1 protein-coding gene is annotated in these 18,906 nt (G+C 63.2%); it reads left to right on the plus strand.

The window, feature by feature from the left end; all coding sequences use genetic code 11:
- Window positions 1-18,897: a CARDB domain-containing protein gene (locus ASD07_RS05025; protein ID WP_082507133.1), complete on the plus strand. Its 18,897-nt coding sequence runs from the start codon at window positions 1-3 to the stop codon at window positions 18,895-18,897.
- Window positions 18,898-18,906 lie beyond the last annotated feature (9 nt).

An 18,906-nucleotide genomic window follows, 5' to 3' on the forward strand; every position in this document is an offset into this window, starting at 1 on the left:
ATGCGTATGTTTACTTCGGTAAAGAAGATTTGTCGCGCCTGGCTGCTGCTGGCGCTTGCGTTCACGGTGTGCGGTACAGCGTGGGCTGACTTCCCCGCTGTGAAAGCATTCCCCCATACGGGAGTCTTCAGGCCGCAACTGGTGCGCATCAAGCACGACGTGGCAGTCATCTCGATGGATGGCAATTACAACCGGGACCTGGCTGACGGTGGCGTCAATATCGAGCCGCGTACCGAAATCGCCAAGGAATTCCTGCGTACGCATGCCGACAAATACGACTTTATCGTCGTCTTCAGTAATTTCGAATACAACACCAAAGATGCGCTGGCATTCCACATCGGGGTCCAGAACAAGGTTGGCGGCCTGGGCCTTGAAGCCTTCGATAACACGGCGGAGTTCGGCAGCCGTGGCAAGCTGCTTGGCTACATCGATATGGCCGCGCTGTCGCGCTATAACCTGAATCCCTACAGCACCGGCTTTGACCGCGTGCTGCAAGTGTTTGCCCACGAATTCCTGCACCAGTGGGGCAGCCACGTCAAAGTGCGCGGTCCCGATGGAAAGCCAAGCGATGTGCTGCTTGGCCGTGACGGTGCGCACTGGAGCTTCCTGCTGGATAGTGGTGCTTCCGTCGAATTCGGCAACCAGTGGCAGGACAATGGCAATGGCACGTTTACTTCGGTCGCCGGCCAGCAGTTCTTCAGTCCGCTGGACCTGTACTTGATGGGCATGCTGAAAAAGGAGGAGGTGCCTCCCTTCTTCCTGATCGATAGCCCCGCTGTCGACAAGAAGCGGCTGCCGGAAAACGGCGTCACTATCAGCGGCAGTCGCCGCAACCTCTCCATCGATGATGTCATCGCGGTCGAAGGGCCGCGTACCCCAGACGCCGAGCACGCCCAGAAGGAATTCCGTCTGGGCTTTGTGCTGTTAACGCGTCCGGGTGAGAAGGTCAGCGATGAAGTGCTGGCAAACCTCGGCGCCGTGCGCACTGCGATTACTACCCGCTTGTCGGTGTTGACCGGTGGCCGTGCACTGGTGCAGAGCTATCTTGAGCCGAAGGTCGAAGTTGCTGGCCCGGGGACGCCGCCGGATACCGGTCCAGTGCGCATTAGCGCCAGTACGCACGACGGCCTGCTGTGGCTGCGAAAGCAGAGCAGTGGCGGCCCATGGCGGGACAATCCGATGACTGCCGTGCGCGACACGACTGTCGTGCTCGATACGATCATTGACGCCGACGGCGTCGAGTTCAATAAGACATCGGGCTTGCAGTGGCTGCGCACACAGGCGAACAGCAACACCGACTACCAGGCCCGGACTATTCGGGCTTTGATGCGTTATAAAATCAACGCCGATGATGCGGCAGCCAAGTTGGCCACTGCCCAAAATGCGGACGGCGGTTGGGGTGTCGCGCCGGGCTACCAGAGTAATGCACTTGATACGGCGCTGGCCTTGCTGGCGCTGCAGCCATTTGATACCAGCCTGGCAGCAGGCAGGCTGGCGCCGGCGGCCTCCTATCTTGCGGCCCGCCAGAATCCGGACGGCGGCTGGGGCAACCTGAACGGAGGCGTTTCGCGTACCTACGCATCTGCCATTGTGGTCCAGGCAATGGCCGGGAGAGTGCAGGGCGGCGACTTGCTGAACAAGGCGAAGGCATTTCTCGCCAGCCGGCAAAATCCCGATGGTGGTTTTGGCGACAGTCCAAGCACCGTGCATGACACTGTAAACGTGATGCAGGCGCTGCTGGCGCAAAATGGACTCAGTGCGGTGCGCAGTGGGGATGCGATTGCCTACGTGTCGTCGTCGCAGCGGACCGATGGCAGTTGGGACGGCAGTGCCTATTCCACTGCACTGGCCGTGCGCTTGCTGAAAAGCTCCGGCCTGTTCAACTGGACTACGGCCGGCATGCAGGCCGCGCCTGCGGCGCCGACTGATGGCCAGTCGGTCATCCTGTCATTCAAAGTCAGTAATACCGGAACGACGTCCGCGCCTGCGGGCGTTGCGCGTTTGTACGATGGCGACCCCGCCACTGGCGGCGTGTCGGTTGGTAACGATATCGCAATCCCGCCGCTGGCAATTGGCGGCAGCGTTGAACTGCAGCAGGTCTGGAGCACGTTTAATAAAGAGGGTACCCATCAGCTGGTGCTGGTGGTCGATCCATCCGGCAAAGTCACGGAATCGAGCAAGTCCGACAATGAAGCCAGGATTGCTGTCACCGTCAAGACGGCACCGGCTGGCACCGAACTGCTGCTGAATGCCAGCGATATCACCGTCACCCCGGCCAAGCCAGCCAAGCTGCCGACAGTGCTGGGCGTGTCTGCGCTGATCAGTAACATCGGCAAAACCGATGCCAAGGACGTACGCGTGGTGTTGATGCAAGGGCAGGGTACTGCCGCGCGCATCGTGGCTGAGAAACAGCTCAACATGCTGGGGCGTACCCAGCAGGTAGTCAATTTCAGTACGACGATCAGCCAGTCCGGCGCTTACGATTACACGGTTGTGATCGACCCGGATAACCGGATTTCAGAGCAGGACAAGGCCAACAACAGCGCAGGAGCCCATGTGGAAACCGCCGCTGCGCTGGACCTCGAAGTTACGCAGCAAGACGTGTCAATCTTGAGCAGCCCGGTCTACCTTGGTTCGGACGCCAACTTCAAGATCAAGCTGCGCAATGCGGGTACGCAGGATAGCCCGCCATTCAAGGTGCGCTATACGGTCTCGGATGGCACGAATTCGGTTGAAGCTGCCGTCAGGACGCTGCAGCTTGCCAGCGGCATGAGCACCGAAGAAGACCTGGTGTGGCGCACCACCATGGGGGGTGACCTGACCATGACGGTCGAAATCGATCCCGATAGCGTTCTTGCCGAAAGTGATCGCAGCAATAATGCTGCGGGGTTCTCATTCCGTGCGCTTGTAGCCAACGGCTCCAACCTGGCGATCAGCTTCAAGGAATTGACGGTTAAGCCGGCACCGGTACTGGAAGGCAGCCCGGTTCAACTGAGCCAGGTTGTGCGCAACACCGGCAACGCCAGCGCGAATAATATCGAAGTCGCCTTCTATGATGGCGACCCGGCGGGCGGCCATATGATCGGCAGCCTGCAAACCATTCCGGCCCTGGCCGCTGGTGCAAGCGCCACGGTCAGCGTGCAATGGCCGCGATTCCCCGATGCCGCCGAACATATCGTCTTCGTTGTCGTCGATCCGTCCAACAAGCAAACCGAACTTTCGCGCGACGACAACAGCGCCTTCCTGTCAGTGTCGGGCTCGAGCCTGCCTGACCTTGCGGTTTCCGATGGTGATCTTGTCCTGACGCCGGCAGCTCCGCGCCCCGGCGATCCGATCGACGTGGCCGTGAAAGTGGCCAACCTGGGCAAACAAGTTGCCCAGGGTGTCGTGGTACGTCTGTATAGCGGCGAACCAGCGCAGGGCGGAAGCCAGATCGGCGCAGAGCAGCAGATTGCCGCGCTGGCCGGCGGCGACAGCCGCGTGCTGCATTTCGCGGTACCGGCCCATGCGGCGGGCGGCCTGAACTTCGTTGTGGTGGCTGATCCGGATCAGCGCATCGAAGAGAAAACACGTGCCAATAACACGGCCCGCCTCGTCACCACGGTGCAGGACGGTGACCTGTTCATTACCGAGCGCTACTTCTCGCCGAATGGCGACGGCGTCAAGGACAGCACCATGCTTTCCTTCCGCCTGAAGCAGCTGGGCGACGTCAGCGTGCAGGTATTGGATAAAGATGACAAGGTGGTGCGCCAGTTCAGCGGCGCCGGAATGACCCAGGTAAATGGCGGGAGCGTAAGCTGGGATGGCGTTGACGAACGCGGCGCGCTGATGGCTGACGGCAGTTACCGCCTGCGCCTGTTGGGCAAGGATGGCAGTGTCCTGGGCGAAAAAACGACCAATGTCGACACCAACCGCTCGCCCGTATTGGCCGCGCTTGGCACGGAATTCGAATACCGCAGGAACCTGTCCTGCGAAGCGCCTTACATTGATTACGACCATCAGGAAGTCGACACGGTTTATTCGAATCCCGTCCCCTCTGCGTACTTTACGGCAGACGAAAACCAGGTGTTCATGCAGTCCGTGGAGGACCAAGAACGAAAAATGCGCCCTAATTTCTGGCGTGCGTTTAGCGACGGCTCGAACCTGAATCCGCTGCTTTCCGGCGCTTTGCTCGAGAAATCGAATTGGACGAACTTCAGCATTGCAGCCAATGGCAAGCTGGTTGCGGCAACGCGCAAGCCTTGGGATACCGGCCATTATGAGCTTTGGATCATGCAAGGCGACGGCGGCAATCCGAGAAAGCTGCGTGATTTCGGCAGCGATAATTTCGCCGGAAAACTGAGTAGCGATGGACGCCATTTCCTGGCCACCGTCGGCGGTAAACGCCTGCGCATTCCAGTTGATGGTTCAGGCGAAGTGATCCTGGGCGATGCGCTTGCACCACGTAAGGACAATCAATTCGACGGCTGGTCGCCGGATGGACGCCTGCGTGCAGTGTTGACCAAAGTGCTGATTCCTGATGGACGCCGTCAGGGGCAGAACTATATTCATGTCGAAGTGCAGGACGAAGATGGTAAAACCGTCTTCAGTGCCGACACGCGGCGTGGGCGCGGCGACTCCAGTTGGCAGCTTGCCACGACCGGTGTGACCTGGGCCGATGACAGCAGGCATTTCGGTTTCGGGCACTCGTTCGCACCAGTTGACTGTGGCAATGCCGGCGCCGGCGGCACTTCCTCCACGGAGCCGTGCGGCTTTGGACATGTCTTCACGCTGGTGGACCTGGACAAGCGAAACTTGACGCCTGTTGCGGCAACACGTCTCCCAGCGGCAGGATCTGAAGGCACCGCCGCAAGTGTTGCGCGCTACCAGTTCGCGCCGGAGGGTAAATCCGTCATCCGTACAGTATACGATCGTGAGTTCTGCGGGACGAAGTCTGACTTGAGCGATCCTTGCCTTGCAGTGATCGATCTAGAGAACGGCAAAATCCGTTCGCTATTTGCTGAGCAGGCTAGCGGAACACTTGGTGATCACGGTGTGCCGCGTAACTTCGAAATTGCAGGCTTCCTGCCATCAGGGCGCCAGATGCTGTTCATTTCGACGGATGCAAGTGAGGACCCTGCAAGCGCCTGCTACCAGAAGGGAGCAGACCTGTACACGATCGGCAGCCTGTACAACCTGACGGCTGACCTGCGTGCCGTGCGCGGCACCAGCGCAGCGCTGATGCTGAGCGGAACCGCCTCCGACCTGAACTTCAAGCGCTTCCGCCTGGAGTACGCCACTGCCGAGGCGCCAGAGGACTGGAAGGCGATTCAGCCTGCGTCGGCAACGCCGGTGATCGATACTGCATTCACCACCTGGGTGCCGCCGGGTTACGGTCGCTATCTGGTGCGCCTTACCGTGGAAGACACCGCCGGCAACCTGCGCGAACGTGTTATCAACGTAACCTGGGACGACAGGCCGAGCATCACCGACGTCTATAAAGACAACGAATTTGTGTCGCCGAACGGTGACAAGGTTCAGGACGAGTATGTCCTGCATTACCGCGTGCAGGAGCCGGTCCACCTGGAGTTCCAGGTGCTCGACAAGAATATGAGCGTGGTACGCAGCGTGTCGCGCGACCACTTTGGTGTTGGTATCGAATCGAGCTTTGTATGGGATGGGCGCAATGATGCCGGCATCGCCATGCCGGATGGTCAGTACCGCGTCCGTCTGCAGGATTATGAATTCTTTGCCACGCTGGACCGTCAGGCTCCGGCGGGCAAGCTCGAGATGACTTCGGCATACGGCCAGTTGGAGCCTGGTCTGCCGATCGCTTGGGCGGTACCGAAACTGATTTGGAAATCGAGCGACAACAATTATCTGTCAATGTCGCAAGAAAAGGGTTCGGGCGAAACGCCAGCTGAATGGAGCGAAGTGGGGCGCTACCCGGAACTTGCATCGGAGGGTTCATCCAGCCTGATTACGCGGCGTGGACAGGAACTGCTGATGGGAGATTACATCAATATCCAGTACCGTATGACGGTTATGGACAAAGCGGGCAATCAAACCGTCCTGAATAGTGGACTGGCAAAGCAGGAAGTATTCTTGCTGGCTAATGCCAGCCATAAGGAATTGCCGGGGGGGCGCGTAGCTGCTTCCGAAGCGTTCTCTTATGTGGAGCCAGGACACCTGGCCGCTGCCTGGCTGCCCTCGCTTGACCGAAACTTGCCTATCCGCCTGCGGGTCTTTGAAAGCGTACGCAAACCGCTGGCGGCTGTTGTCGTCCAGTTCCAGGATATCCCGGACCCCCGCAAGCCACTCAAACCCGGTGAATCGAGAGAAGTTTGTGAAACTTGCTGGCACGAAGTTGCCATGAAAAAGTTTGGCGTGATGAAAACGGCGGAAACATTCGTCGCCACTGATGTTCCGAGAGACGGAAACTTCGAGATGCTGTGGGATGCCAGCGGACTGGATCGCAGCAAGTTTTACCTGGTCCGCGTCAAATTGCTTGATGTGGATGGTGCCGAAGCCACCAGCTTGATCGATTACATCCTGCCGCCGGGCATGGAAGACGTGCACATCGTCCAGATCGGAGGCGCGCGCCATCAGAGAATGGATTTGATCGAATCTGTGGTGACGGATGAGCCAGTTGAGCGGGTCGAGCTGCGCATAAAGAGCCAATTCATTGATGATAAATCGGGCCCGGTAGATCCGCGCTATATGACTGAGCGTACTATTCATACTGTATACGCGCCAGGTTTCCAGCTTTACAATCGCATGCTTGACTACAAGCTGTTGGAAACCCTCGACCTGCACAATTGCGCAACCTACCAATTCCAGCTCGTTGCCTACACGGTATCGGGGCGGAAACTGGAGTCCAAGCCGTCGTGGACCGCACTTCCTCCGGAATGCCTCGATATTTCCTGGGTGGTGAAGCCGGTTCCGGCCGAAACCTGTAATGCAACGCCATCGGGCAAGACGCAGATCACGCTTTTCCCATACGATTTGCTGCCGCGAACAGAGCCTGTGAAGCCACGCCTGGTCCAGTTGCAATTGGGCGAAACGCAGGCAAATGGCGAGGAGAGCATTCTCAATAACTGGAATGACATCACTGATCGCGGCAAGTACACCTTCGATCTCGATACGTCGGCACTTCCGGCTGGCATGCGCACATACTTCGCACGCTTGATCGACGAGTTTGGCAATAAAGTGGATGTACCAGTTACAGTTGAGGTGGCCCATGACGCCCCAACTTTGCGTGTTACCGCACCTGTCGCAGGCAAAGTCTGCCCGGTTCACGACAAGGATAACCGGCCTCAGCTCGCAGTAGAGGCGGAGGTCATCAGCAATAGTCCAATCCGCTACGGCGTCGAATGGGGGGGCGACCCTTGGCAGCAAACCACTTGTACAGAAAATGAAGAACGTTGCCTGCGTGCTGATCCGGTGCAAACTGCCCATGCAGGGAAGCCTAATCCTGAGGATTCTCCTGATGCCGAAGAGCGCTTCCTCAAGGAATACCACCATCCGGGCTACAAAGCGAAAAATGGTGAGGTAGGACGCATTCCGCTGGATCCGCTGAAGAAGAGCGTCACCTTCCGCCTGCATTCCTTCAACGCTGCGGGCCACAATACCTGCACGGCCCCGGTCGAAGTGGAATATGACGCTCAGGTAGCGGTAGAGAGCCTGAAGCTGGACCGCGCCGTGTTCTCGCCGTTTGCCGCTGCACCACTGTCGCACACGACGCTGACCATCACGCCTGATGAAGACGTGACGCTGGATGTCGAGGTGGTGCCGGCGCAATCTCATGGCGATGGCAAATTCAGCGCCACCGGCCCGGCCGTACGTACGCTGGCCAAGGGCCGGACTGCTGCCGCTGGCCCGACCACGATCGAGTGGGATGGCCGTGACAATAACCAGCAGGTTGTCGCAGACGGCCTGTACGCCTTGCGCGTCACCTATTGGGATGGTTGCCAGAACCAGCTGGTCGACATGGCCGGTGTCATCGTGGACGGCACGCCGCCGGTATTGGGTATTGCCGCACCGGCTGCCCACACCAGTCTCGGCCTGAACACATCCGTCACCGGCTCGGTACGCGATGTCCGCCTGCTGGCCTATGAACTGAAGTTCGCCTTGGCGAGCGCACCGGAAACCTGGTTGCCTCTGGCTACCGGCAACGCGCCAACGGCCGATGACGCAGGCAGCCAACTGCTGGCCAACTGGAATACTTATGGATTGTCGGGCCCTGCGACCTTGCGCCTGAGCGCTATCGACGGCGCAGGCAACCAAAGCAAACTCGACGTGCCGGTAACGATTGGCGCATCGGGCGCATTGCTCAGCGCCTTTGAAGGCAGCCCACTGGTGTTCTCGCCGAATGGCGACGGACGCGTCGACGCTGTCAGCCTGCGCTGGTCGCTGCTGCAACCGGCCAAGCTCACCCTGGAAATTTCTCCGGCTGCCGCGGCTGGCCAGAGCATTGCCGTCCTGCTCAAGGACGAAGCAGCCGAACCTGGCGCTCGGGCGATTGCCTGGGATGGCAAAGGCAGCAATGGTGCGGTTATGGCTGATGGCAAATACCTCGCCAAGCTGGTTGCCGTTGCAGTTGACGGTTCCGGCACGACCCAGGAAGAGGTCGTGAAGCTGGTATTGGATAACACAGCCCCAGGACTGGCGTTCAGCCATCCGAAAGGGGAGTTTGCTACCGCGCGCGGATCGGCCATGGTGAACGTATCGGACGACAACCTGGAGTCCTATAAGACTTACTTCTCGACTGCGCCGGCGAATGAGGCCAGCTGGCAGCTGGCCAGCGAAGGCAATGTGGCGGCCAATGGCCTGGCGGCCAAGTCGCTGGAAGGTCTGGCAGAGGGCAGCTATGCGCTGAAGGTGGTAGCGGTCGACCAGGCCGCCAACCGCAGCGACCTGCAAAAGACGTTCGCGATCGATAACACCCCGCCGAAGCCGACGCTCACCGCGCCAGCCGACGGCAGTTACCTGAGCATCCGCAAAAATCCGGTGGCTGTACGCGGCAAGGTTGAAGAAGCCAACCCGGCCAGCTTCGCGCTGAGGCTGGCACCAGCCGGCGCCGGTGGCGCCACGGACCTGGCCAGCGGCAATGGCAAACCGGCTTCGGAACTGCTGGCGAACTGGGACCTCTCTGGCCTGGCGGACGGCCGCTACGTGCTGACCCTGCACGCCCAGGACCTTGCGGGCCTGGAAGCCGATGCTGCGGTAACGGTGACGGTCGATAACACCGCTCCGCTGGCGGTAATTACAACGCCGGCCAACGGTTCCTACGTGCGCAAGGCCGCCGATATTATTGGCGTGGCGCGCGACGAAAACCTGCAAGACTATCGCATCGACATCGCGCCCGGCGGCAAGGCTGCGGCGCAGCGCTGGTCGCCGCTTGGCAGCGGATCGGCCGCCGTGGATAACGCCGTCCTGTTGCCGTGGAAGGCTTTGCCGGCGGATGGCGTGCATACCCTGCGCCTGACCGTTACCGACAAGGCGGGTAATACAAGCGAGACGATGGCGGAAATCACCGTCGACACCACGCCGCCTGCGGCCCCGCAAGGCGTACGTGCTGTCGTGGAGAAGGGCAAGGACATCCGTGTCAGCTGGACGGCCAACACCGAACCGGATCTGGCCGGCTACATCGTCTATCGCGATGGCCAGCGTCTCAATCAGGACCTGCTGCAAGCTGCGGTTTACCTGGATCCGGGCCTCGATGCCGGCACCTACAATTATGTCGTCAAGGCAGTCGACAAGGCTGGCTGGGAAAGCGAGCCTTCGCAGAACGCTCCTGCGACCATCAGCAGCCAGGAGCTGACCGCCGCCATTTACGGCCCACTGGATGGCGCCCGCATCAGCGCGTCGGTGGACGTGACTGGTACCGCCAGCGCCGGCAAGGCATTCAAGGAGTACCGCCTGTATATGGGTGTCGGTACGCAACCGTCCACATGGAAGCTGGTGCGCCGTTCGCCGGTCCCGACGGTGGCCGATATCCTTGGTGCGCTGGCGACTTTCGGCATCGCCGAGAACGAGTTCATTACCCTGAAGCTGGAGGCGGAAGACCTGTCCGGCCAGGTGGCGCAAGCCCAGGTGGCTGTGCAGGTGGACAACTCGCCGCCGCTAGCGCCGACCCAGCTGGTCGGCAGCCTGCAAGGCAATAACGCGAACCTGTCCTGGACCGCCAGCACCTCGGCCGATGTGGCCGGTTACCTGCTGTGGCGTAATGGCAAGCTGGCCAATGCTACCGGACCGGTAGTGGGCAGCCTGAAGCCTTACCTGATCAAACAGACCAGCTTCAAGGACCTGAAATTGCCGAATGGCGACTACGCCTATACGGTGCAGGCAATGGACCAGGCCGAAAACCTGAGCCCGTTGTCCAACACGGTGCAACTGGCCGTCCATGGCACGCCGCATGCCGTACTGGCGGCTCCGCTGAACAATGCCAAAGTTGGTGATGGCGTTTACCTGCGAGCAACCAGTGCCGATACCGATATTGCCAGCGTTGAATTCCAGTACCGCGCAGCCAGTGATGGCGCCTGGAGCGCTGTGGCCCCGGCCGTGGCCCAGATGCCATTCGGCGTGAAGTGGAACAATGCCGGACTGCCATTCGGCGACTACCAGCTGCAGGTCATTGCGACAAGCAAGTTCGGCCTGGTCGATCCGGCGCCGACGCCAATCCTGGTGCACCTGGGCGATTACCGCGTGCCGGAGTTGTCGGCAAAAGTGAAAGGCAATGCGGTTACGCTGACCTGGCAGACCGTGCCAAGCGGCGCCAGCGGCCTGGTGATCCAACGCACTGGTGCGCGCGATACGGACAAGCAGGAATGGAACCTGGATGCCAGCGCCCGTGAGCTGGTCGACACCGATGTGGCGCCCGGCGCCTATGCGTACACCATCCGCGCCAAATTTGCTGATGGTACCGAAGGCGCCTCGAGCAACGCGGTGCCGGTACTGGTGTATGCGCCGGTGTACCGCCAGCCGTATACGCCGACCGCGGAAGCCAGCTTCCAGCTGCAAGCCAGCGCCGTTGGCCGTGGCCAGTTGCTGCTGGTGCGGCGCGTCGAGGGTCAGCCGGACCTGGAAATGAGCATTCCGACCGCCGACGACGGCAAGATCGTGCAGCCGGTGCTGCCAGTGGAGCTGGGCGAAAACCGCTTCGAACTGACCCACATGGACGGCCAGGGCAATGAAAGCATGATGGCGCGCTTCCGCGTTGTACGCGGCGCGCCGCCGGCCCAGCCGCGCGCGCTGACCGTGTCGCGCAATACTGCCGGCACCTTGTCGGCATCCTGGCTGGCAAATGCCGAGGGCAACATTGCCGGTTACGGCGTTGCCCTGGCAGGTGAGCGTAGCGTGGCCCCGCTCGATTTGTGGGAATGCGAGTATTCAAGCATGACTCGGGATTCTTCCGACAGATGCCCGTCTGAAGAACGGACTGATTGGACGTGGACGCCTGATCCGGAGTTGGGACTGGCCGATGCCTGGTACCAGGTTTCCGCCGAAGGTCGCATGAATTTCAGCCGGTTCACGACGCAGTGGCTGGCAGGTAGCGTGGCTGCCGATTTCGACATCGAAGGCTGGAGCGGCCAGGAATGGGTGCCGCTCGCTTCGGTGCGCGGCAATGCACGCAGCCGTGTCGATTCCGTGCTGCCGCAGCCTTATCGCAGCGACCGCGTGCGCGTCAAACTGATGCCGACGGAGCAAGGCCTTCCAACCATGACCGGTTTCAGCGTGACGACAGAACACTTGGCGGCCGGCACCCATATGGAGTGGGCTGGCGCGCTGAGAGGCGTGCGCGTGGAAGTGGCAGCGCAAAACGAGTTGGGCCTGTTTGGACCGGCTGCCGCGCGCACCGAAGGCGACACCGACAGCATGCCGCCGACCGCAGTGGTGCTGAGCGGTTCGGTCAATGGTTCGCAAGTCCGCCTGGCCTGGACCGCCAGCCAGGCCGCCGACGTGGCCCGCTACGAAGTCCGTATGGATGGCAGCGTGCTGGGTGAAACGCCGGGCCTGACCTTCAACACCGAGTTGAAGAACGGCCTGTACCAGTTCAACGTCGTCGCCATTGACGCCGACGGCAATCGTTCGCCTGCCTCCAATACGGTGGCCCTGCGTGTCGACGTGGCGCCAGCTGCGGCGCCGGTCAACCTCGCTGCGCAGGCGCAGGGGGGCGGTATCGCGCTGGCCTGGGGCCGTCCTTCGGCCGACATGCTGGTCTTCCGTGTACTGCGGGCAACCCAGCCGGGCGGCGCATACGCGGTGGTCGCCGAGCAGATCTACGGACTGAGCTTCCTGGATACCAGTGCAGTGCCGGGCACGCGCTACTACTATGTGGTAGTGGCTTTGGACGGAGCGGGTAACGCAGGCAAGAATTCGAACGAAGCCGATGCCACGATGGCCGAGCCCGACCTGCTGGCGGCGCCAGTCCTGTTCGCGCCGACCATTGCCGGCATGCCGGTCTCGACCCGCCAGCCGGCGGTCGAAGTGGTGGCCAACGCTGTGCCGGGTGCGCAGCTGTCCCTGCTGCGTGACGGCCAGGTGATCGCTACGGCGGCCACCCAGGCCCAGGCAGGCTCCGACAAGGTCAAGGTTGATGCCGGCACGTCCAATGCGGACGCGAGCCCGGACGGCCGCAGCTTGCTGGCGGTTGGCCAGGCGGCTTACCTGCTGGACTTTGCGGCGAAGTCCGCCACGCCGGTGCCGGTGCTGGACGGTGCTTCGGCCCCGCGCTGGTCGCATGATGGCCGCAGCATCGCCTTTGTCGATACGGCTAACGGTGGCCAGGTCCAGACTTACGTACCTGGCACCGGCGCTGTCGTGGCGGTGGGTAGCCTGAGCGGTGCCCAGCCTGAACTGGCCTGGTCGCCGAACGACAGCACGCTGGCTGTTGCTGCGCCTGACGGCGACGGCAATGCCAGCCTGTGGCTGCTGACTGTGGCCGATGGCTCGCAACGCCAGCTCGTGGTGGGCAATGGTGCCGAGAATTACGCAAAACTGGCATGGTCGCCGGATGGCAAATCGCTGGCCTGGACCGGCGGCGCGGGCGTACGCCTGGCAGCCGTGACTGATGGCGCCGTGACTGCACTGGCGGGAGACCGCCAGGTCAGCGCACTGGGCTGGTCGCGCGATGGCGCGACGCTGCTGGTCTCGACTGTGGACGGCGACGCGCACAGCGTCTCGGGCTACACCGTGGCCAATGGTCAGGCGGCGGAGCTCGGCGTCTATGGCCGTGCTACCGGTGCGCTGCGCACCGTGCCGGCCAATGACGGCTTCTTCCAGGTTGAAGATGGCCGTCTGGTGCAGCGCAGCAGCAAGGGCGAATATCGCGCCCAGCTGGCCGACGATGTGGACGGCAGCGCTGCGCTGCTGGCAAGCGGCAATGGCTATCTCATGTACCGCAACCGAGGGCAGCAATGGGTGCGCCTGTCGCCTGCAGGTACGGCCCGCTTTGGCTATGTACAGCTGCAAGCTGGGCTGAACCGCCTCACTGCGCGCAGCGGCGGGCAGGGCTCGCCTTCCGCCCCGGTTGACGTGACGCTGGTCGATGCCTTCCAGCCGAACCTGGCCTTGACAGAAGATGACTTCAGCTTCGACAAGGATGTGCTGGAAGCAGGCAAGCCGGTACGCCTCGGCGTTGCCGTGCACAACACTGGCACTGGCGATGCGGGCGCCTTTACTGTTGTACTGAGTGCGGCAGACGCCAATGGCGGTGTGACCGCCTTGGGCAGCCGCGCCATCGGCAGGCTGGCTGCCGGCCAGCAGCAACTGGTGGAAGCCGACTGGACGCCGGCGCTGGCGGGCAGCTATAGCATTGCGGCCGAGATCCAGGCTCCTGCTGTGGCAGAGAGCAGCACCGACGACAACCGCGCCGTGAAGGCTGTTGTGGTGGTGGCACCGGTTCCGGCGCCGGTACTGAGCGTGCAGGGCGTTCCTGCAGGCAGTGCGCTGGCCCTGAGCTGGGTGCAGCCTGCTGCCGAAGCGGTCACCAGCCATCGCGTGCGCCGCGCAACGGCAGCGAACGGTCCGTTCGATCAATTGGGCTATGCGCGGGAAACGCAGTATGTTGACCACGGCGCCAAAAATGGCGTGCGCTATTACTACGTGGTGACTGCCCTCGATGCCGATGGCCGCGACCGTGCCACCTCCAATGTGGCCAGCGGTATGGCGCAGGATACAGTTGCACCGGAAGCACCGGTCGTGCTGTCGCCGGCCAGTGCTGGCATGCCGGCGACCTTGGCCATTGGCAGCGCCGATATTGACGTTTCCGCCGAACCGGGCGCGACCGTGACCCTGGTTCGTGGCGGGCGTGAAGCAGGCCAGGGCGTTGCGTTGCGCGAATACGGCAGCAGCGAGCTGACCCTGCCGCGGGGCTCCAGGCTGGTGTCGGTGAGTGCGAACGGCGGCAAGCTGGTCTATGAGACAAACAACGAGGAGTTCATCTTGCTGGATCGCCAGACTGCGGCGACCCGCAAGCTGGAACTGGGCGAAGCGTCCAACCTGAGCCTGTCGCCGGACGGCAAAGTGCTGGCCTACTCGGTACGTCGCGCGGATGGCAACTTCGATATGCGCAGCCTGCAGCTCGATGGCGGCACCGCGAACACGCTGGCGACCTTCTACGCCAATGTCAGTGTCGCCCAGTGGTCGGCAGACTCGCGCCATGTCATGTTCACAGGAGCGCAGGTTCCTGGCCAGATCGGCGCGTGGCAGGCTGACCTGGCAAGCGGCAAGCGCAGCCTTCTTGCTGACAATGTGAGCGATCCGGCCATGTCCAAGGACGGCCAGTACCTCGCGTTCACGCGCGACAGTGCGCTGCAAGTGATCAAGGCCAGCGACGGCAGCCCTGTGGCTGGCGCCGAGGCCGAAGTCAGCGACCTGAGCTGGTCCCTGGACGGCAAGCTCCTGTTCGTACAAAGCGGGGCGGACCATATTGGCGAACTCAAGGAAATGACGGTGCCTGGCGGCGCGGTGCAAACCTTGCTGAAGACTTCGGCGCCTTACGCGCTGCGGGGTGCCCGCTGGGCTGGCGCGCCGGGGCACTTCCTGGCCACGGTTGAAGATGATGCGGCCTTCTATTCGCACGAAGGCTTCCGCCTGACGGAGCGGGACTACCGACTGTCCTCTGCCCAGGAAATCTGGACCACGAGGAACGGTCAGGTATTTGTCGACCGTCAGTTTGAATCGGCCCTGCGTTATGATCCAGCCGGCCTGGTGACATTCAAGGGCGTTACGCTGAAGGAGGGTGACAATATTGTCAGCGCCTATGCGGTCGATGCGGATGGCCGGCGCGGTGCCGATGCACTGCCGGCGCATATCCTGTACAACCCGGCGCCCCAGCCTGACCTGGCGGCTGGCGAGAACGACATCGTCGTATTGCCGGCAGCGCCGCTGCTGGGGGAATCCGCACGCGTCACCGCCGTGGTGCGCAACGCGGGCAGCGCCGATGCGGCCAATGTCGGCGTGGCACTGGTGGTGCGCGATCCGCAAGGTGGATTGACCACCCTGGCCAGCAGCAGCCTGGCGTCGCTGGCGGCAGGTGCTTCGGAACCGGTAACGGCCGACTGGAAGCCTGCCGTGGCAGGCGTGCACACCTTCGTGCTGACGCTGGACGCCGCCAACACCGTGGTGGAACGCGATGAGTTCAACAACACCGGCGTGCGTACCGTGCGCGTTGCCGAATACGCGCTGCCGCAGCTCGTGGTGCGTACCGATGCAGCGCGCTACGGCAGCAATGCGCCGGTGGCCGGCACGATCCTGCTGTCCAACGCCGGACCTGCCGTCAGCGGCAGGCTGGCACTGCGCGTGGAAGATGCGCAGGGCTACCTGGCCGCAACCTTGCCTGAGCAAGCCGTGCCGCAACTGGCGACGGCGCAGGAACTGACCCTGGGCACCAGCTGGAACACCGGCAGCTACCTGGCCGGCGACTATCGCCTGGTTGGCGAACTGGTCGATGCGGATGGCAAGGTGCTGCAGCGTGCCAGCGCGGCCTTCAGCATCGGCGCCGAGCGCCAGGCCAACGCAACCCTGGCGGTGGACCGTGGCCAGTACACGGCCGGCCAGGATGTACGCCTGAGCGGCACGGTGCAACTGGCTGCCGCCAATGCGCAGCTGGACGGCGCCAGTGCGGTGCTGCAGGTGGTGGCGTCCGACGACAGTGTGGTGTGGAGCACCACGCTGCCGATCGGCACACTGCTGCCGGGCGCTGCGGCCGATGTGGCCGCCACCTGGAACCTTGGCAGTGCCGCAGCCGGCAATTACCGGGCGCGCCTGAAGGCGTTTGCCGGCGGCAGCCAGCTTGCATCCGCCGAGACCACTTTCGTGGTGGTCGACGCGAGTGCGACGGCAAGCCTCTCAGGCGAGCTTTCGCTGAGCTCGCTCGCCGTCAGCAATGGCGACCGCCTGGCGGCCCGCTACACGCTGAACAATGCGGGCAACCGCGGCCTGGCCGGTGTGCCGCTGGCGGTCATCATCAGTCGTGCCGACAATGGGACCGTGCTGGCGAGCGTGCCGGCGCAGGCCGACATTGCTGCGCGCGGGCAGACCCCGGGTGAAGCCGGATTCGAGGTGGCCGCATGGCCGCTGACGACCTTGCAAGTGGTATTGCAGGCGACCCTGGACGGCAGGCCGGTAACGCTGCAGCGCGCCACCTTGCGCGTGATCGACCGCCTGGCGCCGACCCTGGCATGGGTGGCGCCGGGTGCGGGCAGTATTGTCGGCGGGGCCGAGGCCGCAGTAGTGGCCAAGGCCGCCGACAGCGAATCCCAGGTGGCCAGCGTCGAAGTCGCGGTGGACGATGGCGCATGGCGTGGCATGGCGCCACGCAAACTGTCGGAAGGACTGTACGGCTCGCCGCTGCAAGGCCTGGCCGACGGCGCGCACAACTTCCGTGCCCGCGCTACGGACAGCTTCGGCAATGTGAGCACCGAGGCCGTGCTGAACCTGGTGGTGGACAACACCGCCCCGGTCATCAGCATCAGCGGTGTGGAAGAGGGCGGCCGTTATCCTGCCGCCGTAACGCCGGTAGCCAGCACGGCGGACGCGCACTTGTCGAGTGTGCTCATCATGCTGGACAATGCAGCCTTCGCCAGCGGTACGCCGGTGAGCGCGCCTGGCCAGCATACGCTGCAGGTGACGGCACGCGACCTGGCCGGCAATTCGGCAACGCGCAGTGTCAGCTTCACGCTGGCGTCGGCTGCGCCGGAACTGAGCGGCACGCTGCAAGCCAACCCGGCCCAGGTCGAGGTCGGCGCCAGCGTGGCCCTGTCGGGCACGGTGCACAACGGCGCCACGCCGGCGCCGGGCACCCGCATCGACCTGTCGGTGGCCAACAGCGCCACAGGCGCCGTGCTGTTCCAGAGCAGTGACAGCGTTGACCTGGCAGCCAACGGCAGCTGGACGCTGGACCGTGGCTGGCGCGTAGCCGGCCCGGCCAACACCAGCTACCTGGCGACGCTGACAGCGACGGCCGGTGGCAGCAGCAGTGTCCTGGCGCAAGCCGGCTTCACTGCCGTCGAGCCGCTGCCGGTGCTGGACGTGCAGCAGAGCGCGGGCAATGTGGGCCGCGTCCTGGTGCTGTCGATGTGCAAACGCAGCATGTATGCCAACCTCGGTCGTTGCGGCGCTGCGCCGATTACGGGCGACGCGGCGACTACCTTGCTGCTGTGCGACAGCAACCGCGCCAAGACCATCGACCAGTTCCTCGATGGCCTGGGCGTGCCGCACAAGACGGTGACCAAGGAAAGCGACTTTGCGAAAGAGCTGCGCAGCGGCGCCTACTCGAGCTATTGGATCAGTGGCGGCGCAACCAAGCTGCGCCAGCCGCTGACGTCGGAACTGCGTAACGGTCTCTACCTGGGCGAAGCCCTGGTGGCGGACGGCATGCATGACCTGCGCCAGGCTGACCGGGCGCTGGACAGCCTGCTGGGCGTGCAGTACAGCGGCCGCTTCGCTGCCAACGCGGTACCGAAGCTGAGCCTGACAGGCCAGCTGTTTGGCAAGTCGGTGTTGCCGGTGCTGGGCGATGCCTACACCCTGCAAGGTCAGGCGTCGACGACGGCCGAGGGCCTGTTCCTGCGCGACGCCAGCCAGTCGGCATCGATCGCCTGGGACGAGGACGGCTGCGGCAGTGCCGCGCCGACGGCCGGTCCCGAGGTGCAGATCTGCCCGGCGCCAGGTTCGACCAGCGGCGCCGATGCAGGCGTGCTGAGCGGCAGTTACGGCCAGGGGCGCACGCTGCTGTTCGGCTTCGACTTTGCGGCCAGCTGCACGGCGCAAGGGGCCGACCCGGCTTGGCAGGCGACTGCGCGCAGCAGCTTCGACTGGCTGAACCAGCCGCAGGCGGAGCCCTCGGGCACCGTCGTGGCGGGTGATACCGTGGTGCGGCGCACCAGCCTGCACAACAGCGGCATGGCCAGCAGCGTGAACGTGACGGTGCAGTTGCCGGCTGGCGCCAAGCTGCTTGACAGCAAGCCGGCGGCGCAGCTCACCAGTGGCGCCAGCGGCGACCTGCTGAGCTGGCCGCTGACCCTGGATGGCGGCGCCGACGCGCAGCTCGAGCTGCGCCTGCAGGCACCGCTGGCAGCGGGCAGCTACCAGCTGCACTACAGCGTCAGCACGGTCAGCGGCGGTAGCACCAAGGTGCTCAGCAGCCAGGATGTCGGCCTGCAGGTTGTCGACCTGGCAGCGGCAGGGCCGGCTGCGGCCGATGCGGTGGCGCTGCTCGACAGCGGAACTGCGCGCAGCGATGCCATGGCGTGGCTGGCGCGTGCCCGTGCCTCGGCTACGGCCGGTTCGTACGAGCGCGCCCTGCGCGAAGCGGCAACGGCGCAGGCAAGGCTGGAACAATTGGGCAGCAATGCCACGGCAGCGCAGCAAGCGTTGGCGCGCCTGGTGCGCGCGATCGAGCGCCGGATGTGATGGAGATGA

This window comes from Duganella sp. Root336D2 (assembly GCF_001425005.1).
Classification (GTDB): domain Bacteria; phylum Pseudomonadota; class Gammaproteobacteria; order Burkholderiales; family Burkholderiaceae_D; genus Rugamonas.

Excerpts from the sequence above, each read along its gene's own strand:
- ASD07_RS05025 (WP_082507133.1), top strand. The coding sequence starts at position 1 with ATGCGTATGTTTACTTCGGTAAAGAAGATTTGTCGCGCCTGGCTGCTG.